The organism is Haloarcula salinisoli (assembly GCF_019599405.1).
Taxonomy (GTDB): domain Archaea; phylum Halobacteriota; class Halobacteria; order Halobacteriales; family Haloarculaceae; genus Haloarcula; species Haloarcula salinisoli.
In genome coordinates this window covers 82,189-102,105 of record NZ_RKLQ01000002.1, presented here as the reverse complement: position 1 = coordinate 102,105, position 19,917 = coordinate 82,189, and the positions used below count along the sequence as shown (strand labels likewise).

The following is a 19,917-nucleotide window of genomic DNA, read 5'->3' as shown; positions in this document are numbered from 1 at the left end:
CCCCGCCTACCGGTGGACGTGACCGAGTCCGAACCGGAGAGTGGCGCCGCGGCGATGGTCGCCGCGCTGAACGTCCCGCGCAACGCGAAGTACGGCTTCAGCCTCGCCGCCCTCGTGACGGCGGGGCTGGTCGCGCTGTTCGTCCTCCCCGGCACGACCCGTCCGACCTACCTCTACGGCGCGCTGGCCTTTGTCTTGCTCGTCTCGCTGGGTGGTCTACTGACGGCGCTCTTTACGGTCGTCTCGGCGGTCAGGCTCGCTCGCTCGGCCCCGTGAGCGCGTCGAGGCGGTCGGCGCCGGTTCGGGTCCCCTTCGCGAGCAACACGTCACCGGCCATCAGCGGCGTCTCGGGGCCGGGCGAGACGACCCACTCGCCGCCTTCTCTCCCCGTCCGGTCGCTCTCTCCGGCTCCCCGCCGGATGGCGATTATGCGCATCCCGGTCTCGGTCTTGACCGCGGTGTCGCCGATGGTCCGGCCCGCCAGCTCGCTCTCCTCGGCGACGGTCGCGCGCACGATTATCTCGTCGGACTCGCGGACGGCTTCGGCGACGACCGGATGCGTCGACAGGCCCCGCAAGACGCCCTCGCTGATTTCGAGGGCGGCGTCGGAGATGACCTCCGTCGAGCGGGCCAGGTGGACCAGTCCGCGCAAGGAGACGGGGTCGTCCATGTCCGCGGCCGCGCGTAGCGTCCACGCTTCGAACCGCGACTGGAGGGCGTCGACTTCGGCTTCCAGCTCGACGACCTCCTCGGCGACGGCCTCGCTGTCGAACAGCACCGCGCCGTAGGCCAGGTCGACCGCGAGTTCACCCATGTCCTTCATCAGGACGATGGAGTCGACCGCGCGTTCGAGGTCCTGCGTGTCGCCCTCCGGCGGCTCCGGGGGTTCGTAGGGCTCGCCGGTGGCGTCCTGATACACGTCGCTGACGCCGTCTTCGGGCCCGCGCAGCAGGACCACGTCCTCGGCCTGTAGCTGTGTCTCCCGGGTGGGGTTGAGCAGCCAGCTCCCCTGGCGGCGGATGGCCAGCGCCCGCACGCCGGTCTCGGTTTCGAGGTTCAGCGTGCCCAGCGTCTGCCCGGCCAGCGGCGAGTCGGACCTGACGGTCGCTCGCACGAGCGTCTCGACGGCTTCGGGAAGCGCGGCGCGCATCGTGTCCGGCAGGCCGATATCCTCCAGGACGACTTTGGCGATGTCGCCGGCGGCGTCGCTTATCTTCTCGGCGGCACCGACCATCCCCAGGACGGGGGCCAGCGATTCGGCGTCGTCGGGCGACCGGCAGGCCATCAGCAGGCTCATTCGCGCACGAAGCTGGAGGACGTCCATCTTCGCCTCCAGTTCGAGTACCTCGCCCGCCACGTCGTCGCTGCCCAGCAGGACGGCCGAATACGAGAGGTCGATGAGCAACTCGGCGGTGTCTTTCATCTCCGAGAGCACTGCCTTGACACTCACCGGCTCGTACTCGACCGTCCCCGTGGGCTCCATAGCTCCCGATTTGACACCGCCGTTGAAAAGCGTTCGCTCTGTGGTATCTTCTCCCACGATAGCCTCTCCCGCGGAGCGCCGACAGAACCGACATTCCTGCCGAGATACGTTAGAAGACGAATACCACAGCGAGCCAGCGGTGACTGAACGTCCAATTTCGTGCCGCCGAGCGTGTGACAGGAACGCCCGGAAAGAAAATGCTTTTCCCGGCAGGTCGGATACGGTTTGGGTATGTCCGACGACCTCAAGAAAGGGCTGGAGGGAGTCCTCGTCACCGAATCCGGTCTCAGCGTGATCGACGGTGACGCGGGCGAACTCGTTTACAGGGGGTACACCATCGAGGACCTCGCGAACGGCGCCAGCTACGAGGAGGTGCTGTACCTGCTCTGGTACGGCCATCTGCCCGACGGCGACGAACTCGACGCGTTCGCCTCGGAGATGGCGACAGAGCGCGAGGTCGACGAGGCCGTCCTGGCGACGGTCCGCGCGATGGCCGAGGCCGACGAGAACCCGATGGCAGCGCTGCGAACCGCCGTCTCGATGCTCTCCGGGTTCGACCCCGCGCCCGAGGACGCCGACCCGACCGACGAGGACGTGAACCTCGCCCGCGGCCGGCGCATCACCGCGAAGATACCGACTATCATCGCCGCCTTCACCCGCATCCGCAACGGCGACGACCCCGTCGCCCCCCGCGAGGACCTCGGTCACGCCGAGAACTTCCTGTACATGCTCAACGACGAGGTGCCCGACGACGTGCTGGCCGACGTCTTCGACCAGGCGCTCGTGCTCCACGCCGACCACGGCATCAACGCCTCGACGTTCTCGGCGATGGTCACCGCCTCCACCCTGTCGGACCTCCACAGCGCCGTCACCGCCGCCATCGGCACCCTCAAGGGCCCGCTTCACGGCGGCGCCAATCAGGACGTGATGGAGATGCTCAAAGAGGTCGACGACGCCGAGCAAGACCCGCTGGACTGGGTCAAGACCGCCCTCGACGAGGGGCGTCGTGTCTCCGGCTTCGGCCACCGCGTCTACAACGTCAAAGACCCCCGTGCGAAGATTCTGGGCGAGCGCTCGAAGGAGCTGGGCGAGGCCGCCGGCTCGCTGAAGTGGTACGAGATGTCCACGACGATCGAAGAGTACCTCATGGACGAGAAGGGACTCGCTCCCAACGTCGACTTCTACTCCGCCTCGACGTACTACCAGATGGGCATCCCCATCGACATCTACACCCCCATCTTCGCGATGTCCCGCGTCGGCGGCTGGGTCGCCCACGTCGTCGAGTACATCGAGGACAACCGGCTGATTCGTCCGCGTGCCCGCTACACCGGTCCGGACCCCGAAGAGACGACGTTCGTGCCGCTCTCCGAGCGGTAAGAACATCTGTACCGCGCCGAAGGCGCGGTTTCACGGGCGCGAACGGAGTGAGCGGCCCGGTCTTTTTCGCCCACGTTTTTCAACGAGTGGTGGCCCACGGCCACCCGAGGCGGAAAAAGGTGGGAGTACGACGTTCGTGCCGCTCTCCGAGCTAAGACGTTCTAGTCCCCGCCCTTCCGCAGCTGACGCACCAGGTTCAGATGCATCAGATGGAGGTGCATTCCGATGCCAAACAGCAGAAGCCCCATCCCGACGAATATCAGGGGCATGAGCATCACATCGACGACGCTCTCCACGGATTCGAGATTCGCTGGCACCAGCACCGCCGCTGCGAGGAGGAACGCACCGAGGATGACACCGAAGCCAACCTTCACGAACCGGGAGTAGCGGCCCAGGTGTTGTAGTCGGTCTTCGATTTCGGTCGTGGTTGTCTCGTCGTCTGAAGACATCTCTCTGGAGACGGCTTCCCGGGAGATACCACTCCCAATCGGTGAAAGGGTCTGCCTGCTGTCGCAAGTTATAGTCGGTCTGTCGAACGAGCCGTTTTGCGATGGGACTGTGACAAGCCTAAACAGTATTCGTGGCCGTGAGCGGCCTCCGTGCCGCGAAGACGGGGAAGGGCAGGCCTCCGGTCGAGCATACCGCTCGCCGGCGGCGAGCGGTTTCACCGGAATCGAGCGAGGCGAGATTCCGGCCTTTTTAGCGTAGATTTTTACAGGCGGGGTGCCCGCAGCGAGCGAAGAGAGCGAGGACACCCCGCCTGTAAAAAGGTACTTTAGTACAGTTGTTTGAACCGCGTCACACCCGCATCCGTCCCGGCGATGACGATGCTGTCGCCGTACTGGATACGCACGTCCGGCCCGAGGTCGGTCAGCACGGTGCCGTTGCGCTCTAAGGCGAGGACGGTACAGCCGGTCCGCGAGCGGACGTCGGCCTCGCCCAGCGTCGTCCCCGCGAGGTCGCCGGCGTCGACCCGGATAATCTCGACCTGCTGGTCCATCGAGATGACGTTCTCGTCTTCCAGGATGGTCGAGGCGAGCATCCGGCCGCTGACGGTGGCCAGTGAGAGGACGTAGTCGGCCCCCGCGCGGTACATCTTCGTGACGTTCTCGGTCTCCTCGGCGCGGGCGATGACCTCGACCTCGGGATTGAGGTCCCGAATCACGAGCGTGGCGAACTCCGTGTCGGTGTCCTCCGAGAGCGCGAGGATGACTGTACGCGCGTCCTCGACGCCGGCCGCTCGCAGGTCCGCTGGCTCGGTGGCGTCGCCGACGACGTCGACGCCGTCTTTCTCCTGTCGGTCCAGTATCGTGTGTGGGACCCGCGCCGTCTGGAGGTCCTCGGCGATGGTCTGGCCGACTTCACCGTAGCCGACGATGACCGTCTCACCGCGGCGAAAGCCACGGACGCTGGAGAGGGTCATCGACTTGAGTGATTCGAGTTGCCGGGCGGTCCCCGAAGCCAGCAGGACCGTCGAGCCGTCGAGTTCGGCGTCGGGCGAGGGCGGGCTGACGAACTGCCCGCGGAACCACGCGCCGATGATGTTGACGCCGGTCTCCTCGCGGATACCGCTCTCGGCCAGCGTCGTGCCGACCAGCTCGCTGCCGCGGTGGATGGGTAGTTCGGCGATGTCGAAGTCTTCGCCGACCTCGATAGAGTCGCCAAGCGTCGTCGAGACGCCCGTCGTCACCTTGCTGGCGAGGCTCTCGCCCAGCAGCTGGCGCGGCGAGAGGACGTGGTCGGCGCCCGCGAGGTCGTGGTACTTCGCGCGGTCGGGCTCCTCGACGACGCTCACCGTCCGAACGTGTTCGTCGACCTCGCGGGCAGTGAGGACGATACTCGTGTTGACCTGGTCGGAGGCGTCGGCGACGAGCGCCCGCGCGTCTGTGAGGCGGGCCTCCTCTAACCCCTCGACGGACTGGGGGTCGGCGTGGATGACGTGGTACCCCTCCTCGTAGATGTCGTCAGCGCGATCGCTGTCGGGTTCGATTATGACGTAGTCGACGTCCCAGGACTCCAGTTCGGTGACGAGTGTCTCTCCCCGCGGTGTGAACTGGCAGATGACGACGTGGTCCTCGAGGTCGCGCTCGACGGTGGTCGGGGCGTTCGTCTCTATAGCCTCCTCGAACAGCGGAAAGAGGAGGACCGGCAGCGCGAGAAAGATGAGAACCACGCCGGTGATGTCCATCGCGATGACCAGCAGTCGCATCCCGGTGCTCTCCCACGGGGCGTCCGAGCCGAAGCCCGTCGTGGTGAACGTCTCGACGACGACCTGCAGCGAGTGGAGGAACTCGCGGGGCTCGCCCTCGAAGGCCGACATCCCGTAGTCGTAGGCCACTGCAAAGCCCAGAATCACACCGGCCAGGCCGACGAGATATATCAGCGTCCGCCGCTGCCACGTATCCATCTACTCCATACGTTGCCGAGACTGCCTAAAACAGTTCTGCCGTCGGTTCCGGCCACCAGATATTTATATGTCTCTTCCACACTGACAGTGTGGTGACAGCTGGACCTATGGCGTCTTCGTCTTGCGATTACACTTTCACCACGCTTCGGCTGGGTTTAAGTACCATCGACGACTCAGATGGATTGCAGTCACACGCTCCTCCCTATCCGTTTTCTCGGCCCGACAGTATAACACGCCACGGCCAGTAGCCGATGCCATGGTAACCGTCGAGGACGTGCAGGCGGCGCGTGACCGGGTCGCCGAGACGACTCGCCAGACACCGCTCGAGTATTCCCACACCTTCTCCGCGATGACCGGCGCCGTGGTCCACCTGAAGCTCGAACTGTTCCAGCGCACCGGCTCGTTCAAGCTCCGTGGCGCGACCAACCGAATCGCGACGCTTTCCGACGAGGAGCGCGCAAACGGCGTCGTCACGGCCAGCGCCGGCAACCACGCCCAGGGGGTCGCGCTGGCGGCCACCCGCATCGGCGTCGACTCGACCATCGTGATGCCCGAACACGCCCCCATCTCGAAGGTGAAGGCGACCCGGAGCTACGGGGGCGACGTGGTGCTGTACGGCGAGGACTACGACGAGGCCGCCGAGCGCGCCCACGAGATAGAGCGCGAGGAAGGCCGGACCTACGTCCACGCGTTCGACGACGACTACGTGATGGCCGGCCAGGGGACCATCGGCCTCGAAATCTACGACGAACTGCCCGAGGTCGACACCGTCGTGGTCCCCATCGGCGGCGGCGGCCTCATCAGCGGTATCGCCACCGCGTTGAAGGGGCTGGACCCCTCGATTCGCGTCGTCGGTGTCCAGGCAGAGGGGGCTTCCAGCGTGGCCGAGTCACTGCGAAAAGGCGAGCGAATCGAACGCGACAGCGTCGAGACCATCGCCGACGGCATCGCGACGCGGACTGTTGGCGAGCGTACCTTCGAGGTCATCCGCGAGTGCGTCGACAGCGTCGTCACCGTCTCGGACTCGGAGATAGCGGTGGCCCTGACCACGCTGCTCGAACGATCGAAGACGCTCGCGGAGGGCGCCGGCGCGGTGGCGCTGGCCGCCGTCATCGAGGAGAAGTTCGACTACGAGGACGACGAGGTCATCGTCCCGGCGCTCTGTGGCGGGAACATCGACCTCAACACGTTGACGAACGTCATCGTTCGCGGCCTGGTGGAGACCGGTCGCTATCTCCGCATCAAGACCGTTCTCAAGGACCGCCCCGGCGCCCTGGAGGAACTCGTCGGCGTCCTCTCGGACCAGCAGGTCAACATCTACGCCATCGAGCACGACCGCACCAATCGGGACGTGGCGATGAACGACGCCGAGGTGGAACTGGACCTGGAAACCCGCGGGCCCGACCACGTCGACGAGCTGCTCGCCGCGCTGCGCGAGCACGGGTATCCCGTCGAGGTGCTCGTCTGACGGCGCTTTTTTACCGCTCGGACGCGCCGCTTGAGGCATGAAAGAGATCGTCCACACCGACGACGCGCCCGCCGCCGTCGGCGCGTACAGCCAGGCGACGACGACCGACGACCTCGTCTTCACCGCTGGCCAGATTCCGCTGACGCCCGACGGCGACCTGCTCGCCGACGCGCCCGTCGCCGAACAGACCGAGCAGGCCCTGGCCAACATCGAGGCGGTCCTCGACGAAGCGGGCGCCGGGATGGACGACGTGCTCAAGATCACCGTCTTCCTCGACGACATCGAGGACTTCGACGCAATGAACGACACCTACGCCGAGTTCTTCGACGCCGAACCGCCGGCCCGCTCGGCTGTCGGCGTCGACGCGCTCCCGAAAGGCGTCGCCGTCGAAATCGAGGCCGTCGCGGCCAAGTGATGGAGCCCCGAACGAAATCCAGCCTGCTGTGGGGCGTGGTCGGCGGGCTGGCCTTCCTCGTCCTCCTGCAGGGGTTCGAACTGGTGACCGGCCAGCGGGTGACCGTCGCCGCGAAGGCCGGCGTCGCCGTCGCTGTGCTGGTCGGTGCCACAGCGCTCACCTACGCGGCCCGGAACCGCCTGCCCGGAAACGAAAGCCCTTAACCGAACGCCGTCGGACTCTCTGGTGAGCCAGGATGGCCGAACGGTAAGGCGCACGCCTGGAAAGCGTGTTCCCTTTCGGGATTCTGGGTTCAAATCCCAGTCCTGGCGTCTTCTGCTCCGAGCAATACGCGAGGAGCGAAGCTGCTCGACTGGGATTTGAGCACGGGAGTCGCAGCCCCGGAAGCGCAGCGTAGCGAGCATCCCGGAACGTCTCCCATCTGTTCAAATCCCAGTCCTGGCGTACCACTTTTTACTTCGTCGGGTGTCCTCGGGCCGCCACGCGGCCCTGCGGGCACCACTCCTCGCAAAAACTTGGGGAAAAACACAGGCCGCTCCCTCCGGTCGCGGCCTGCGAAACGGCTCGCTTCGCTCGCCGTATGCTGCTGTCCCGCAACGATTGGGATTTAGTCAGGTCTACAGTTGCTGTGAGCACTCCTCGCAGTAGGTGTAGCCGTTGTCATTCATCGCCCCACAGTGCCGACAGCGCACGCCGTCGATATCGTCCGGCGCCTCCTCCACCGGCGGCTCCGGCCCGCCCTGCTGCAGTCGCTTGCGGCCCTCGCGGGCGATGTCGCGGAGGACGGGAACCGCCGCCGCGAGCGCGACCAGCGCCATCACGGTCACTGTGAGAAGATACAGTTCACCGACCGTGACCATGGTACTCGTACGGTCCCCAGAGAGGTAGCTCCTCGGGCGCTACAGCTCGCGGTAGAACTCCAGGGTGTACCCCTCGGGGTCCTCGACGAAGGCGGCGTAGGCGTCCGCCGGCTCGATTTCTGTGGGTTCCAGCACCGCCGACCCGCCGGCGTCGAGCGCAGTCTCGAACGTCGCCTCGACGTCGTCGACGGTGAAGGCGACGTGGTCGGTGTCGGCTCGTGAGGGGGCGATGGGCGTCGTGCGGTCCGGATCGTAGCGAAGCTGGAGGTCGCCCTCCTCGCCGTCCGATTCGATATACACGTTCTCGACGCCGTTCAGACTGAACCGATGACTCTCCTCGAAGCCGAGTTCGCCGTAGAACTCGAGCGCCCGCTCCAGGTCCGAGACGCAGATGGCGACGTGTGCAAGCTCCATACCGCCCGTTGTGGCCGGCCAGGGAATGACTGTACCGGTCCGAACGCATTTGTGTTTACAACGTGCGTTGTATTTCATGGAGTACACCACGCTCGGGTCGACCGGTATCGAAGTCAGCAAGATCTGTCTGGGCTGTATGAGCTTCGGAAGCGGTCGCGAGTGGATGTTAGACGAGTCCGAGAGCCGCGAGCTCATCGAACGGGCCATGGACCTCGGTGTCAATTTCTTCGACACCGCGAACGTCTACTCGGCGGGCGAGAGCGAGGAGATACTGGGCGATGTGCTCGCCGACTACGACCGCGACGAGCAGGTCGTCGCCACGAAGGTCCGCTTTCCAGGCGCGAGCGACCACCGCAACGCCCGCGGGCTCTCCCGGAAGACGATCGAGCAGGAGCTGTCGAACTCGCTCTCCCGGCTGGGGATGGACACCGTCGACCTCTACCAGATTCACCGCTGGGACGACGACACGCCCATCGAGACGACGCTGCGGGCACTGGACGACGCCGTCGCCCGCGGGCAGGTCCGCCACATCGGCGCCTCCTCGATGTGGGCCAACCAGTTCCAGCGTGCCCTGCACGTGAGCGACCGCGAGGGGCTGGCCCGTTTCGAGACGATGCAGAACCTCTACCACCTCGCGTATCGGGAGGAGGAACGCGAGATGTACCCGCTCTGTGACCGCGAGAACGTCGGCACGATTCCGTGGAGCCCCCTCGGTGCGGGCTATCTAACCCGACCACACGAGGAGTTCACGTCGACGACGCGGGGCGTCCACGAGACCGAGAACGCCGAGGTCCCCTACGCCGAGGGGCCGGGCAGCCAGGAGATAAACGAGCGCGTCCAGGAACTGGCCGCCGACTACGGCGTGACGATGGCCCAGATAGCGCTCGCGTGGCAGTTCCAGAACGACAACGTCACCGCACCAATCGTCGGTACGTCGAGCATCGAGCACCTGGAGGCCGCCGTCGAGGCGCTAGAGGTCGACCTCTCGGCGTCAGACGTGGCGTATCTGGAAGAGCCCTACGAGCCGGTTCCAGTGTACGGTCACGAGTAGCGAGGCGACGAGCGAAGTGAGTCGCCTCGAAGCGGAGCGGGGAGCGCAGCGACCCGTGAGCAGTAGCGAGACCCCTCGACGCGAGGCCGTGCCCACTCCGCTCAGAGCGGGTCGAGCTGGTCGTTCTCGTCGGTAATCAACTCCGCGACCTCGTCGTCGCGGGCGGTCTCCTCGGCCTCGATTCGCTCCTGGGCGTCGACGGCTCGTTCCTGGAGGGCGTCGACGCGGGGGACGTCGGTCACGTTCGAGAGGAGCACCGCCACCGAGAGCTGGTCGGCGTTCTCCCGGGGGTCGTCACCGGCCAGCACTTCCACGCTGTCGGTCTGTGTTTCGAGCCACTGGCGGGCGTGCTGGAGCCCCTTGCGTGAGAGTTCTTCGGGGGGCCCCGAGACGACGACGAGCGACCGCTCGGCCGACGCCACGTCGGCGGGACAGGTCAGCCGGGCGTTGACGGCCCGGCGCACGAGGCCGTGGACCTTCTGGGCGTAGTCGGTGTCGCTCTCGGCGTGGCCGTTGGCGCGAAACTGGTCGAGCAGTCCCGATTTCGTCTCCCGGTCCAGCTCGGCGCTCGCGTAGGCGATGGTACTCACGCCGTCTGTCGACAGCGTCCGGTTGATGTCGCTGGCGTCCATCGCTGTCTCGGAGACTTTCGAATCGTCCATCGCGCCCGCCCCGAGCAACGTGGTGATTCGGCGGGCCAGCTCGGTGTTGGTGTGGTCGTAGCCGCCCTGTAGCGTCTCGCCGGCCTGTCGCCAGGCGTCGTTGTCGAAGAGCACGAGGCTGTCGGTGGCGTCGGTAAAGGCCTGCAGCGAGCGGGCGGCGTTCAGCGAGGCCCGCCCACCCTCGTCCGTGCTCGGCAGGACGCCGAGCCCGTACACCGGCTCGGCGTACATCTCCCGGAGGTGCCGGCTGACGACGGGTGCGCCACCACTGCCGGTGCCCCCGCCGAGGCCGGCGACGACGAGGAAGGCGTCGACGTCGTACACCGGGACGGTGTCCAGCGCACGGTCGATTTCGCCCAGGTCTCTGCGGGCCACCTCGGCGCCCAGTTCGGGGTCCGCGCCGACGCCGCGACCTTTCACCCGCTCGTGGGTCTGTCCGATGAGCAGCCGTCGGTCCTCGGGGATACGGTCGGGTTTCGAGAGGTCGATCTCGGCGGAGTTGACCGCGAGAACGTCCTTGCACAACGAGCGACCGGTGTCGGCCTCGAACTCCAGGATGGCGTCTGCTATCTTTCCGCCGGCGTTCCCGAAGCCGATGACGGCGACGTGCATACGCCGTGGCTCCGTCGCTCCGTCTGTTAATTATGATTCGGTTACCGGCGCTTGTGAGCTGTAAGGTCCGCCTACGGGCCACGTCGATGTCCCGACGCTGACCCGTTCGTTTGTCGTTTCGGACGACAGCACGTCGCCCGCTACTGGACTTGCGCGACGCCGTGGGCATCTTCTAGCAGCGCCGGCACGTTGACTGCCTCACCGGTCTCGCTGCTCTGGATGGCGGCGAAGACGATGGCCATCGACTGCAGCGTCGACTGGACGTCGGTCGGCATTGGGTCGCCGCCGTCGAGCCAGTCACAGAACTGCTCGATGAGCCAGGCGTTGGTCCACGTCTCCCGCTCGACCGGCGGGACGTGGTCGCCGTCGTCCCGGCCCGCGCTCTCGCCCGCCCGGTCGGGGTTGCGGCCGAACCGCTCGACGTTCCGGTTGTCCAGGATGACGGTCTCGTCGGCACACTCGGCGCGGAACTGCTCGTGACCCCAGCCGTTGAGCGTGGTCGCGTTGGCGTAACTCCCCTCGTACTGGGCGCGAGTGCCGTCGGCGAAGGTAAGCGTCACCAGTCCGGTACAGTCGCCCTGGTAGTCCGCCCCATCCGGCACCCAGGTCTCGGCGTACACCCGCTCACAGGGGGCGTCGACCATCGCCGCGAGCATATCCAGGTGGTGGATGGCCCCGTCCAGCAGGAGCATGTTCTCCATCTCGTGGACGTACGGGGAGTAGTGGCCCCGTTCGCGGACGTTGCCGGTGAAACGAGCCGTCAGATAGTCCACGGGACTGGCCTCGTCGACGGCCCGCCGGAACGTCGTCTTGTCCTGGTCGAAGCGGTGGGTCATCGTCAGCCCCATCTTCGCGCCGGCGGCCTCGACCGCTCGCGCGATGCGGACCGACCCCTCGAGGGTGTCGGCGATAGGTTTCTCAGAGAGGATGTCCAGGCCGTGGTCGAGGGCGATGTCGACGACCGGTTCGTGGGCCGCCGGTGGTGTGACGACCGAACAGAAGTCGGCGTCGCGCTCCGTGAGAGCGGTGTCGAGGTCGGTGTAACAGCGCTCGGCGGGCAGCCCGAGTTCGTCCTGGGCCAGGTCGTGTCGCTCGGGGTCGGTATCGACCGCAGCGACGACTTCGATTCGGCTCGCCTCGACGTTCGGTGGAATCGCCTCGGTGAGCCAGGTCTCCCCCTGGCCACCGAGCCCGACGTGCACCATCCGGTAAGTCATGCATATGGATGCGTCTGGAGGCATAAAGCTCGCACTATCGGCTCGAAATCGTGCCTCTCCAGCGACACTCACGGGACGACCGACTCGCACGTCGTCACGACGGCGCTGCGGTCTGTGTTGACCTCTCGGGCCGGCTCCGTTCCCCGGCCCGAGCTATTCGGGGAACTGGACGTGGCGCTCCATCCCGTCTTCGGCGACGACGACCTCGCCGTCGAACACCTCGCGGGCCTCGGCACCCAGCTTGTCGGCCTGGCCGGCGTAGCGCGTCGAGATGTGTGTCAGGGCCAGCGTCCGGACGCCGGCGTCGCGGGCCACCTCGGCGGCCTCCTTCGCCGTGGAGTGGGCCGTCGCTTCGGCGCGGTCTCGGCGGTCCTCGGCGAAGGTCGCGTCGTGGACGAGCAGGTCCGCGCCGTCGCTGGCCGCGACGACGCTACTGGTCGGCAGGGTGTCGCCGGTGTAGACGAACGTGCGGCCGGGGCGGGGCGGCCCGACGACTTCCTCGGGTTCGATTGTCCGACCGTCGTGTTCGATGGCCTCGCCGCGGTGGAGCTTCGAGTACTTCGGTCCCGGGGGGATACCGAGTTCCTCCTCGGCTTTCTGGCGGTCGAACTCCCCCTTGCGGTCGTCTTCGGCGAGGACGTACCCGACGGAGGCACAGCGGTGGTCGGTCGCGATGGCCCGCACTTCGTACTCCGGGCGAGAGAGCACCGTGTCGCCGGCCGAAATCTCGTTGATACGAACCGGGTACGAGGGGGTGGTGCCGTTGGCTTCGATGAGCTGTTTGACGTTGCCCCGCGTGCCCGTCGGGGTGTGGATAGCCACCGGGCGTTCGCGGTCGTTGAAGTCGAACGTCTGGAGCAGCCCCGGAATGCCGAGGACGTGGTCGCCGTGCAGATGTGTCACGAACAGGTGGTCGACGGCGAAGCCGGTGCCGTACTGCATCATCTGGCGCTGGGTGCCCTCGCCGCAGTCGAAGAGGAGATAGTCGCCGTCCCGGTTACAGAAGAGGCTGCTCGTGTTGCGCTGGGTCGTCGGGATGGCCCCGCTCGTCCCGAGGAACGTCACTCGCATACTGTCAGTTGTCGGCCGCCCCCGCCTAAACCCGTGTCGAAAGGCGGCCGTGTAAGCGCCGGCTTCGCACGTTGTGATGCGGTTACTCACCCGTTGGCTGTTCCTTCGGTTATAAACTGTCAGCTTAGTTTATCAATCCGCCTTCTGTGCCCTCGCTTGCGTTACAACATGAAACGGACCACGCTACTCGTCGCCGTCGCTGTCGCGGTCGTGACAGCGGCACTCACAGCACAGGCCGGCGCCGTACCCGGCCCGATAGCACAGCAGGAGACACCGACGGAGAGCCCGACACCGTCGCCAGAGGAGACGCCGACCAACGAGACGCCGACCAACGAGACGCCGACCGAAGACGGACCACTGACGCCCGAGAACGAGACGCCCGAGGACGAGACGCCGACTGAAGACGGCGTCGTGCCGACGGACAACGAGACTACTGAGCCCGCTCAGTCGCTGACCTTCGAGGACCAGGAGACCAACGGAACGACCGTCACTGTCTCGAACGTGACGCTGACCCAGCCCGGCTACGTCGCTATCCACGACGAGACCCTTGAGTTCAGCGCCACCGACAGCGTCATCGGCGTCTCTGACTACCTCCCCGCCGGTGAGTACAACAACGTGACCATCACGCTGTTCGACGTCCCGGGGGCCAACTACACCGCGGAGGGTGCCCAGACGACCGCCCCAGCTGTCAACGAGACAGGCAATGAGACGGCCAACGACACGGCCAACGAGACGGCCAACGACACCGAACCGAGCCTGCAGGGCGCGGCGGAACTCACCGCGATGCTCCACGTCGAGACCGACGCTGAGCGGATGATGGGGGCCAACGAGACGCCGACGCCGGCCGAGGAGACGCCGGAGACGCCGACGCCGGAGACGCCGACGCCGGAGTCCGACAATCAGACGATGGACGTCGAGGACCCGATGTTCGAATTCGTCGAATCGGGCAGCCTGCTCGACCCACCCGTCCTCGTCAACGACACGCCCATCACTGACAATGCGACCGTGACCGTGGTCGAGGACACCGACGAGAACGAGACCGCGACGCCGACAGAGGACGGCACTGCGACGCCAACCGAGAACGAGACCGCGACGCCGACAGAGGACGGCACTGCGACGCCAACCGAGAACGAGACCGCGACGCCGACCGAGGGGACGGAGACGGCTACGGGGACGCCGTGACACTGCCGATACGGTGACTTGGCGCCGCTCGCTCGTTGCACGAATCACTCGGCTCGACCGCCGACGTCGCCCGACCAATCGCTCTTTTCTCTTTTCGGACCGCCCGAGCGCGACCGGCAGCACCGGACCCTCGCTGGAACACAACTGCGTCGAAGCCCTGTCACACGTTCACATTTTTAGTGCTGGCTGTCGTACCGAATCCCATGAAGTTCGTCATCGTCGGCTACGGTCGTGTCGGGACCCGGACCGCACACATTCTCCAGAGCGAGGGTCACGAGGTCGTCATCGTCGAGCGGGAGCAGGCGAAGGTCGACCGGGCGACCGAAGCCGGCTTCGAGGTCGTCACCGGTGACGGGAGCGAGGAGTCGACGCTCGAGGCAGCGGGCATCGACGAGGCCGACGCCATCGGCGCGCTCACCGGCGACCTGAACACCAACTTTACCGCCTGCATGATCGCCAAGGAGCACGGCTGTCGCACCGTCCTCCGCATCGACGCCGACTACCGCGAGGAGATATACGAGAAGTACGCCGCCGACGTCGACGACATCATCTACCCCGAACGGCTGGGCGCTGCCGGCGCCAAGACCGCGCTGTTGGGCGGGGACTTCAACGTCCTCGCCGACCTGACCGAACAGCTCTCTATCGCCAGCATCGACGTGCCCGAGGGGTCGTCGGTCATCGGCAAGCGCGTCGTCGAGGTCGAGCTTCCGGGCGACGCGCACATCTACGCCCACGGCCGCGCTCACGAGTCGATGACGATTCCGCTGCCACAGACCACTATCGAGGCCGGTGACAGCCTCGCCGTGATGACGAGCCACGACGGCATCGACGAGGTGCGGTCGGTGCTCCGTGCCGAGGCCTGAACTTACGTCTATCTCGCGTTTCGGGAACTGGACGGTCGTTGCTTCCTGCTGCAGCGCCGATTCGCAGAGCCAGAAAGCCCCTGTAGGAGTGGACAACGACAGCACTGCGGACAGCCAGAAAGCCCCGCTTGGCTAAACTCGGGGGCTCGTTGCGGTCCTCGCTCACTTCGTTCGCTGCGGTCCTTACGTCGCCCGCCTTCGTTTAGCCAAGCGCCCCTTTCTGGCTGTACAGAACACTATTCGCGACCGTTGTTGGTAGCTTTCTACTAGCAGCGGTGCTGCTCAGAACCCCACAGCTATCAGGACAGCTTCTCGCAAAAGGGGTGCAAGTATCCGGGCGCGTGACAGGAGGATGGGACGTGCTACAGACGTAGCGAACGTAAGCTGCCAGTTCGCGCCCGTATCTCGGGCGAGGGAGGGATTGAATATAAACTCCCGTCAGACAGATGGCAGACGGCACGGCTTTTTTGTTACCGCTTCCTACGCGACGTATGGACTGGGCCGACCTGTTCGAGCGCGCCAGCGACCACGAGACCAGCGTCGAAACAATCCGGGAGGCGCTCGCGGCGCAGCGCGGGGAGCGAGGATGACCGAGGTCTCGCCCGCCCGCGTCGTCGCCGACGCCGACGTGCTTGCGGCGGACCTACTCGTCGGCGGCGACGCCCGGGAAGCGCTGGACCACGTCCGGCGACACTCCTGGGTCCGGCTCGTGGCCAGCGACGCCTTGCTTGCCGACACAGAGGCCATCATCGCCGACCTGGCCGACCCCGACCTCGCGGCCGACTGGCGCGAGCGAATCGAGCGCGAGCGCGAGCCGGTCGACCACCCCGAGGGCGACCATCCGGCGCTTGCCTCGGCCTACCGGGGCGGGGCCGCCCACGTGCTCAGCTACGACGAGACGCTGCGAAGCGCGAAGACGGGGATGGCGCTGCAAGAACATATGCAGGTCAGCGTCCGGACACCTGATGCCTTCGCGACCCTGTTCGACGCCCAGTCGCTGTACGAACTGGTCGAGGGCGGCGCGTATCCCGGCCCGGACCTGGACCCGCGGGCCTAGTCGTCGGCGCTGGGCGCGAACACCTCGGTGGTTTCGCCGGCGGTCGGTCCCTGGGGCTCGGTCACGTCGAACTGCTGGAGCAGGTCGTGGAGGTCGTCGGTCCGGTCGGCGACCGACTGGACCTCGCCGGTCACCTCGGAGATGGTCGCGGTCTGTTCCTCCGTCGCGGCGGCGACGGACTCGGCCTCCTGCTTGGTCTGCTCGCTGACCTCTGCGACCTCGTCGACGGCTGTGACGACCTCCTGGGTGGTCTGGGCCTGTTCGTCCGTCGCGTCGGATATCTCCTGGATGGCGTCGTTGACCTCACCGAGCACGTCGACGATGTCCTCGAAGTCCCGCAGCGTCGCCTCGATGCTGTCGGTGCTGCCGGCCACGCGCTCGTTGGTCGCCTCCACGTCCGCGACCGTCGCGTTGGCGCTCTCCTGGACCGCCTCGATGCGCTCGGATATCTCGCCGGCGGCGTCCCGGGTCTCCTCGGCCAGGGACTTGACCTCCTCGGCGACGACAGCGAAGCCGTCGCCGTCGGCGTCGGCGCGGGCGGCCTCGATGGAGGCGTTCAGCGCCAGCATGTTCGTCTGTTCGGCCACCTCGGTGATGAGGTCGACCACCTCGTCTATCTCGGCTATCTCCTCGACCAGCCCCTCGACCGACACCGCGATCTCGTCGATGCGCTCGGTCATCAGCTCCAGTTCGTCGATGGCTGTGGCGGCCTCGGCTCGCCCGTCGCGGCCCCGCTCGGCGGCTCGCTCGGCGGTCTCGGCGGCGTCGGTCGCCGTCGCCGCTATCTCCTCGACGGTGGCCGACAGCGTGTTCATATCGCCCGCCACGGCGTCGTGGCGGTCGGCCTGCCGACTGGCGTCCGCGGAGATGTCCTGGACCGAGCGGGCGATCTCGTCGCTCGCACGGTCTATTTCGGCGACGCTCTCGGTGACACGGTCGCTGGAGTCGGCCACCTCGTCCGCGAACTCGGTCACCTCGCCGACGGTGTCCGCGAGCGTCCGAAGCAGGTTGTTGTAGTCGGTGACGACCTGCTGGAACTGGTCGTCGACGTCCTCGAACTCCGCGTCGATGGTCGCCGTGAGGTCGCCGGCTTTCGCTCGCTCGGCGGCGTCGCCGAAGGCGGTCACAAGCTCCGAGAGCGCCGCCGACCGCTCCTCCAGGTCGGCGGTCATCTCCTGGAGCTCCGTGGTGTACTCGTCCATGTTGGTCGCCATCCGGTCGAGTGACTCGCCGAACGTCCCGGGCACGTCCTCCTCTAGCACCGGGTCGTCGAACTCCTGGGCGGCCAGGGCGTCGGCCTGTCGGGCCACCGTCGCCAGGCTCGCCTGCATCGCCCCGAAGGAGGCAAGCAGGCTCGCCACCTCGTCGGCCCGCTCGCTGTCGGGGACGTCGACATCGATTTCGCCAGCCGCGATGCGGTCGGCCCGCTCCGAGAGGGTGACTATCGGGTCGACCATGTCCTCGCGGGTGATGAAGACGGTGTTGGCAAAGGCGACCGTCGCGCCAGCCAGCAACAGCGCCGTCAACGCGAGCTGGACGACGCCACTGAACAGAATCGCCACGGCGGCCAGCGCCACGGAGACCCCGAACTGGATGCCGACGGCTGCGAGTACCTTCCGCTCGATGGAGCCGGACACCCCAACCAGGTCCAGCGACTGCCGTATCAGCCCTTTGTACTGTTCGACGACTGGTCGTGCCATACGAGAATGTCCCCACTACTCCCCCTTCAACCGGCCTTGCTGTTCCCAGAACCTGAAAATACAGGGAAACCGGGGTCCGGCCCGCCCTCGTCCCCGAGCTATCGCCCGCTGTTGACCCACCGGGTCACCCGGCGGACGACCGACCGGGGCGCGACCCGGGCCAGCAGGTCCACCACGCGCATCGCCCGGCTCGGGATGACGACGGTCTCGCCGTCCATCAGGCCGCTGTAGGCCGCTTTGGCGACGTTCTCTGGCGTGTTCGAGCTGACCGACCCCACCGACGACTCGCCCATCCCCGCCCGGTCGGCGAACTCCGTATCGACCGGCCCGGGACAGACCAGCGTCACGTCGACCTCGCCCCGGAGCTCCTCGGCGATGGCTTCGGTGAAGCTGTTGACGTAGGCCTTGCTCGCGTAGTACGTCGAGAGGCCGGGGCCGGGTGCCATCCCCGCCATCGACCCCACGTTCAGCACTTTTCGGCAGTCGTCGAGAAAGAGTCTGGTGAGCTCGACCGGCAACACGACGTTGAGCCGGAGCTGGGTCCGCTCGGCGTCGAGGTCACTGTCGGCGAAGGGCCCGTACGTGCCGACGCCGACGTTGTTGACGAGGATGTCGATGTCGAGCCCGCGCTCGGTGACATCTTCGTGGAGGTCCATCGCCGCCGCGGCGTCGTCTAAGTCCATCACGATGGGTGTGGCTGTGACGCCCTCGGCTTCGAGCTCTCCAGCGAGCCGCTCCAGGCGCTCCGCCCGGCGGGCCACCAACACCACGTCGTGCCCGTGGGCAGCGAACTCCCGGGCCAGTGCCGCACCGATACCCGCCGAAGCGCCCGTGACGAGCGCGGTGCCGCGCTCGCTCATCGCTCTCTCCCGTCACGCCGGACGCGCCGACTGGGTTGCAACAGCGCCACGTCGCTCCGGCGTCGCAACGTCCGACAGACGCCGGTGTGTCTGTCGACGTATGCCTCGCTCATCGTCCGGCCTCCCACTCACCGCGTGGTCGCGGTTCGGGGTACGTCTCGCTCATCGCTCGGCGTACCACTCCGCGAACTTGGCCAGCGCCCGCCCGCGGTGGGAGACGGCGTTTTTCTCGTCGGTGCTCATCTCCGCGAACGTGGTCCCGTCGTGCTCGAAGATAGGGTCGAAGCCGAAGCCGCCCTCGCCGCGCGGGGCGACGATCTCGCCCGGGACCCGCCCCTCGAACAGCTTGACCGGCAGCGCGTCCTCCCCGCCCTCGACCTGTTCGTCCGTCGTCGCCCCGCCGCGGTCGTCAGCGGCGAGGTCCTGGCCCCGGCGCTCGTCGCGGTCCACTGGGTCCGGGGTCGCGGCGAAATCGTCCCCGTCGCAGTAGGCGATGACAGTCTTAAAGGCCGCACTGTGGTCGTCCTCGGGCTCGGTCATGCGCCAGACCCGCTCGATGCCGACCCTGTCCTCGACATAGGAGGAGTACGGTCCCGGGAATCCGTCGAAGGCGTCGATAAAGAGGCCGGCGTCGTCGACGATGACTGGCCCGTCGGCCGCCCGGTAGGCCTCGCGAGCACCGTGGGCCGCCACCGCCCCGAGCTCGTCGGCCTGGACCTCGGGGTAGTCGAAGTCGAACTGGACCACCTCGTCGTCCAGGTACGCCGTCGCCTCCCGGACCTTCCCGGGGTTGGTCGTCACGAAATTGAGCATACCGCTACCAGGGCGGTCGCCCGCAAAAGAGGCGTCGAAAACGGGCTCCCGGCTGTGCCGGCAGTATCAGTCGACGACGACTTCGACTGGCTCGTCGGCTTCCTCGCCCTCGAACTCCTCGCCGTCGCCCCGGCGTTCCTGATACAGCATCGCGCCGGCGACCGCCAGCACGATCCACGCGCGCCAGTTCGCCAGGTTCAGCGTGTAGCCGATACCGAAGGGCTTCTCGACCAGCATCCCGTCGCCGGGCTGCCAGTACGAGGAGACGAGCCGCTTCAGGCTGGGCCGCTCGAAGTTGTACGGGACGCCGAACAGTTCCCCTGACTGGGGTTTGTCTACCATATGGGGCCGTACACCCGGGTGGACTAAATTCCTTCCCCCCGACCTTTTTCATCGTCGCCCTTC

21 protein-coding genes and 1 tRNA gene are annotated in these 19,917 nt (G+C 66.7%); 10 read left to right on the top strand and 12 right to left on the bottom strand.

Translation table 11 applies throughout. The features are described 5' to 3' along the window. Nucleotides 1-18 precede the first annotated feature (18 nt). Nucleotides 19-276: a DUF7536 family protein gene (locus tag EGD98_RS09610; RefSeq protein WP_379690945.1), complete on the top strand. Its 258-nt coding sequence runs from the start codon at nucleotides 19-21 to the stop codon at nucleotides 274-276. On the opposite strand, the gene EGD98_RS09605 is transcribed toward EGD98_RS09610, so the two are convergent. After that, complete coding sequence (locus EGD98_RS09605; RefSeq protein ID WP_220588161.1) at nucleotides 251-1,483, bottom strand: potassium channel family protein; 1,233 nt, start codon at nucleotides 1,481-1,483, stop codon at nucleotides 251-253. The genes EGD98_RS09610 and EGD98_RS09605 overlap by 26 nt on opposite strands. 231 nt (nucleotides 1,484-1,714) lie before the next feature. On the opposite strand from EGD98_RS09605, the gene citZ reads away from it, so the two are divergent. Continuing rightward, on the top strand, nucleotides 1,715-2,860 hold the full coding sequence (citZ, locus tag EGD98_RS09600) for a citrate synthase (protein ID WP_220588160.1): 1,146 nt from the start codon (nucleotides 1,715-1,717) through the stop codon (nucleotides 2,858-2,860). Between the two features lie 161 nt (nucleotides 2,861-3,021). Here citZ and EGD98_RS09595 read toward each other — a convergent pair whose 3' ends face one another. Together EGD98_RS09595 and EGD98_RS09590 are read right to left on the bottom strand one after the other, a co-directional pair. After that, complete coding sequence (locus EGD98_RS09595) at nucleotides 3,022-3,309, bottom strand: hypothetical protein (protein WP_220588159.1); 288 nt, start codon at nucleotides 3,307-3,309, stop codon at nucleotides 3,022-3,024. 326 nt (nucleotides 3,310-3,635) lie between these two features. After that, nucleotides 3,636-5,267: a potassium channel family protein gene (locus EGD98_RS09590; protein ID WP_220588158.1), complete on the bottom strand. Its 1,632-nt coding sequence runs from the start codon at nucleotides 5,265-5,267 to the stop codon at nucleotides 3,636-3,638. Between the two features lie 256 nt (nucleotides 5,268-5,523). Between EGD98_RS09590 and ilvA the strand changes: the two genes are divergently transcribed. The 4 genes from ilvA to EGD98_RS09570 all read left to right on the top strand — a co-directional run bounded on the left by ilvA (nucleotide 5,524) and on the right by EGD98_RS09570 (nucleotide 7,461). Next, a complete protein-coding gene (gene ilvA, locus EGD98_RS09585) occupies nucleotides 5,524-6,735 on the top strand; it encodes a threonine ammonia-lyase (RefSeq protein WP_220588157.1) in 1,212 nt (403 codons plus the stop codon). A gap of 37 nt (nucleotides 6,736-6,772) precedes the next feature. After that, nucleotides 6,773-7,150 carry a Rid family detoxifying hydrolase gene (locus EGD98_RS09580; RefSeq protein WP_220588156.1) on the top strand — a complete coding sequence of 126 codons (378 nt, stop codon included), beginning with the start codon at nucleotides 6,773-6,775 and terminating at the stop codon, nucleotides 7,148-7,150. Next, nucleotides 7,150-7,353 (top strand): DUF7981 family protein, encoded by a 204-nt coding sequence (locus EGD98_RS09575; protein WP_220588155.1) that lies wholly within the window; start codon nucleotides 7,150-7,152, stop codon nucleotides 7,351-7,353. The genes EGD98_RS09580 and EGD98_RS09575 overlap by 1 nt, the downstream gene beginning before the upstream one ends. Before the next feature lie 26 nt (nucleotides 7,354-7,379). Then, a tRNA-Ser gene (locus EGD98_RS09570) sits at nucleotides 7,380-7,461 on the top strand. 306 nt (nucleotides 7,462-7,767) lie between these two features. Here EGD98_RS09570 and EGD98_RS09565 read toward each other — a convergent pair. Next, on the bottom strand, nucleotides 7,768-8,010 hold the full coding sequence (locus tag EGD98_RS09565; protein WP_220588154.1) for a DUF7577 domain-containing protein: 243 nt from the start codon (nucleotides 8,008-8,010) through the stop codon (nucleotides 7,768-7,770). 39 nt (nucleotides 8,011-8,049) lie between these two features. Then, nucleotides 8,050-8,424, bottom strand: coding sequence for a VOC family protein (locus EGD98_RS09560; RefSeq protein ID WP_220588153.1), 375 nt, complete (start codon nucleotides 8,422-8,424; stop codon nucleotides 8,050-8,052). Between the two features lie 76 nt (nucleotides 8,425-8,500). Here EGD98_RS09560 and EGD98_RS09555 point away from each other — a divergent pair, with 76 nt between their 5' ends. Further along, nucleotides 8,501-9,475, top strand: coding sequence for an aldo/keto reductase (locus EGD98_RS09555; protein ID WP_220588152.1), 975 nt, complete (start codon nucleotides 8,501-8,503; stop codon nucleotides 9,473-9,475). Nucleotides 9,476-9,576: 101 nt separating this feature from the next. On the opposite strand, the gene EGD98_RS09550 is transcribed toward EGD98_RS09555, so the two are convergent. The 3 genes from EGD98_RS09550 to rnz form a co-directional block, all read right to left on the bottom strand. Then, nucleotides 9,577-10,749, bottom strand: a complete 1,173-nt coding sequence (locus tag EGD98_RS09550; RefSeq protein WP_220588151.1) for a tubulin/FtsZ family protein — start codon at nucleotides 10,747-10,749, stop codon at nucleotides 9,577-9,579. 140 nt (nucleotides 10,750-10,889) lie between these two features. After that, nucleotides 10,890-11,966 carry a Gfo/Idh/MocA family protein gene (locus tag EGD98_RS09545; protein ID WP_220588150.1) on the bottom strand — a complete coding sequence of 359 codons (1,077 nt, stop codon included), beginning with the start codon at nucleotides 11,964-11,966 and terminating at the stop codon, nucleotides 10,890-10,892. Between the two features lie 153 nt (nucleotides 11,967-12,119). After that, nucleotides 12,120-13,037 (bottom strand): ribonuclease Z, encoded by a 918-nt coding sequence (gene rnz, locus EGD98_RS09540; protein ID WP_220588149.1) that lies wholly within the window; start codon nucleotides 13,035-13,037, stop codon nucleotides 12,120-12,122. Between the two features lie 168 nt (nucleotides 13,038-13,205). Between rnz and EGD98_RS09535 the strand changes: the two genes are divergently transcribed. From EGD98_RS09535 to EGD98_RS09525, 3 genes are all read left to right on the top strand, one after another. Continuing rightward, nucleotides 13,206-14,219 (top strand): DUF7282 domain-containing protein, encoded by a 1,014-nt coding sequence (locus EGD98_RS09535; RefSeq protein WP_220588148.1) that lies wholly within the window; start codon nucleotides 13,206-13,208, stop codon nucleotides 14,217-14,219. Between the two features lie 203 nt (nucleotides 14,220-14,422). Continuing rightward, nucleotides 14,423-15,082: a potassium channel family protein gene (locus EGD98_RS09530; protein ID WP_220588147.1), complete on the top strand. Its 660-nt coding sequence runs from the start codon at nucleotides 14,423-14,425 to the stop codon at nucleotides 15,080-15,082. A 586-nt stretch (nucleotides 15,083-15,668) separates the two neighbouring features. Beyond that, nucleotides 15,669-16,139, top strand: a complete 471-nt coding sequence (locus EGD98_RS09525; RefSeq protein WP_220588146.1) for a DUF7384 family protein — start codon at nucleotides 15,669-15,671, stop codon at nucleotides 16,137-16,139. On the opposite strand, the gene EGD98_RS09520 is transcribed toward EGD98_RS09525, so the two are convergent. The 4 genes from EGD98_RS09520 to EGD98_RS09505 all read right to left on the bottom strand — a co-directional run bounded on the left by EGD98_RS09520 (nucleotide 16,136) and on the right by EGD98_RS09505 (nucleotide 19,854). Beyond that, nucleotides 16,136-17,839, bottom strand: coding sequence for a methyl-accepting chemotaxis protein (locus EGD98_RS09520; protein WP_220588145.1), 1,704 nt, complete (start codon nucleotides 17,837-17,839; stop codon nucleotides 16,136-16,138). The two genes, EGD98_RS09525 and EGD98_RS09520, sit on opposite strands and share 4 nt — an antisense overlap. Nucleotides 17,840-17,937: 98 nt before the next feature. Continuing rightward, a complete protein-coding gene (locus EGD98_RS09515) occupies nucleotides 17,938-18,699 on the bottom strand; it encodes an SDR family NAD(P)-dependent oxidoreductase (RefSeq protein WP_220588144.1) in 762 nt (253 codons plus the stop codon). Between the two features lie 162 nt (nucleotides 18,700-18,861). Beyond that, complete coding sequence (locus tag EGD98_RS09510; protein WP_220588143.1) at nucleotides 18,862-19,512, bottom strand: non-canonical purine NTP pyrophosphatase; 651 nt, start codon at nucleotides 19,510-19,512, stop codon at nucleotides 18,862-18,864. A gap of 66 nt (nucleotides 19,513-19,578) precedes the next feature. Then, entirely contained in the window at nucleotides 19,579-19,854 is a 276-nt protein-coding gene (locus EGD98_RS09505) for a DUF5808 domain-containing protein (RefSeq protein ID WP_220588142.1), read from the bottom strand. Between the last annotated feature and the right edge of the window lie 63 nt (nucleotides 19,855-19,917).

Bases quoted from the DNA above. Each gene is read 5' to 3' on its own strand.
- EGD98_RS09520 (WP_220588145.1), bottom strand. From the start codon at position 17,839: ATGGCACGACCAGTCGTCGAACAGTACAAAGGGCTGATACGGCAGTCG.
- EGD98_RS09575 (WP_220588155.1), top strand. From the start codon at position 7,150: ATGGAGCCCCGAACGAAATCCAGCCTGCTGTGGGGCGTGGTCGGCGGG.
- EGD98_RS09510 (WP_220588143.1), bottom strand. From the start codon at position 19,512: ATGCTCAATTTCGTGACGACCAACCCCGGGAAGGTCCGGGAGGCGACG.
- EGD98_RS09515 (WP_220588144.1), bottom strand. From the start codon at position 18,699: ATGAGCGAGCGCGGCACCGCGCTCGTCACGGGCGCTTCGGCGGGTATC.
- EGD98_RS09605 (WP_220588161.1), bottom strand. From the start codon at position 1,483: ATGGAGCCCACGGGGACGGTCGAGTACGAGCCGGTGAGTGTCAAGGCA.
- rnz (WP_220588149.1), bottom strand. From the start codon at position 13,037: ATGCGAGTGACGTTCCTCGGGACGAGCGGGGCCATCCCGACGACCCAG.
- EGD98_RS09595 (WP_220588159.1), bottom strand. From the start codon at position 3,309: ATGTCTTCAGACGACGAGACAACCACGACCGAAATCGAAGACCGACTA.
- EGD98_RS09590 (WP_220588158.1), bottom strand. From the start codon at position 5,267: ATGGATACGTGGCAGCGGCGGACGCTGATATATCTCGTCGGCCTGGCC.
- EGD98_RS09505 (WP_220588142.1), bottom strand. From the start codon at position 19,854: ATGGTAGACAAACCCCAGTCAGGGGAACTGTTCGGCGTCCCGTACAAC.
- EGD98_RS09555 (WP_220588152.1), top strand. From the start codon at position 8,501: ATGGAGTACACCACGCTCGGGTCGACCGGTATCGAAGTCAGCAAGATC.
- EGD98_RS09565 (WP_220588154.1), bottom strand. From the start codon at position 8,010: ATGGTCACGGTCGGTGAACTGTATCTTCTCACAGTGACCGTGATGGCG.
- EGD98_RS09560 (WP_220588153.1), bottom strand. From the start codon at position 8,424: ATGGAGCTTGCACACGTCGCCATCTGCGTCTCGGACCTGGAGCGGGCG.
- EGD98_RS09550 (WP_220588151.1), bottom strand. From the start codon at position 10,749: ATGCACGTCGCCGTCATCGGCTTCGGGAACGCCGGCGGAAAGATAGCA.
- EGD98_RS09530 (WP_220588147.1), top strand. From the start codon at position 14,423: ATGAAGTTCGTCATCGTCGGCTACGGTCGTGTCGGGACCCGGACCGCA.
- EGD98_RS09545 (WP_220588150.1), bottom strand. From the start codon at position 11,966: ATGACTTACCGGATGGTGCACGTCGGGCTCGGTGGCCAGGGGGAGACC.
- EGD98_RS09535 (WP_220588148.1), top strand. From the start codon at position 13,206: ATGAAACGGACCACGCTACTCGTCGCCGTCGCTGTCGCGGTCGTGACA.
- ilvA (WP_220588157.1), top strand. From the start codon at position 5,524: ATGGTAACCGTCGAGGACGTGCAGGCGGCGCGTGACCGGGTCGCCGAG.
- EGD98_RS09580 (WP_220588156.1), top strand. From the start codon at position 6,773: ATGAAAGAGATCGTCCACACCGACGACGCGCCCGCCGCCGTCGGCGCG.
- EGD98_RS09525 (WP_220588146.1), top strand. From the start codon at position 15,669: ATGACCGAGGTCTCGCCCGCCCGCGTCGTCGCCGACGCCGACGTGCTT.
- citZ (WP_220588160.1), top strand. From the start codon at position 1,715: ATGTCCGACGACCTCAAGAAAGGGCTGGAGGGAGTCCTCGTCACCGAA.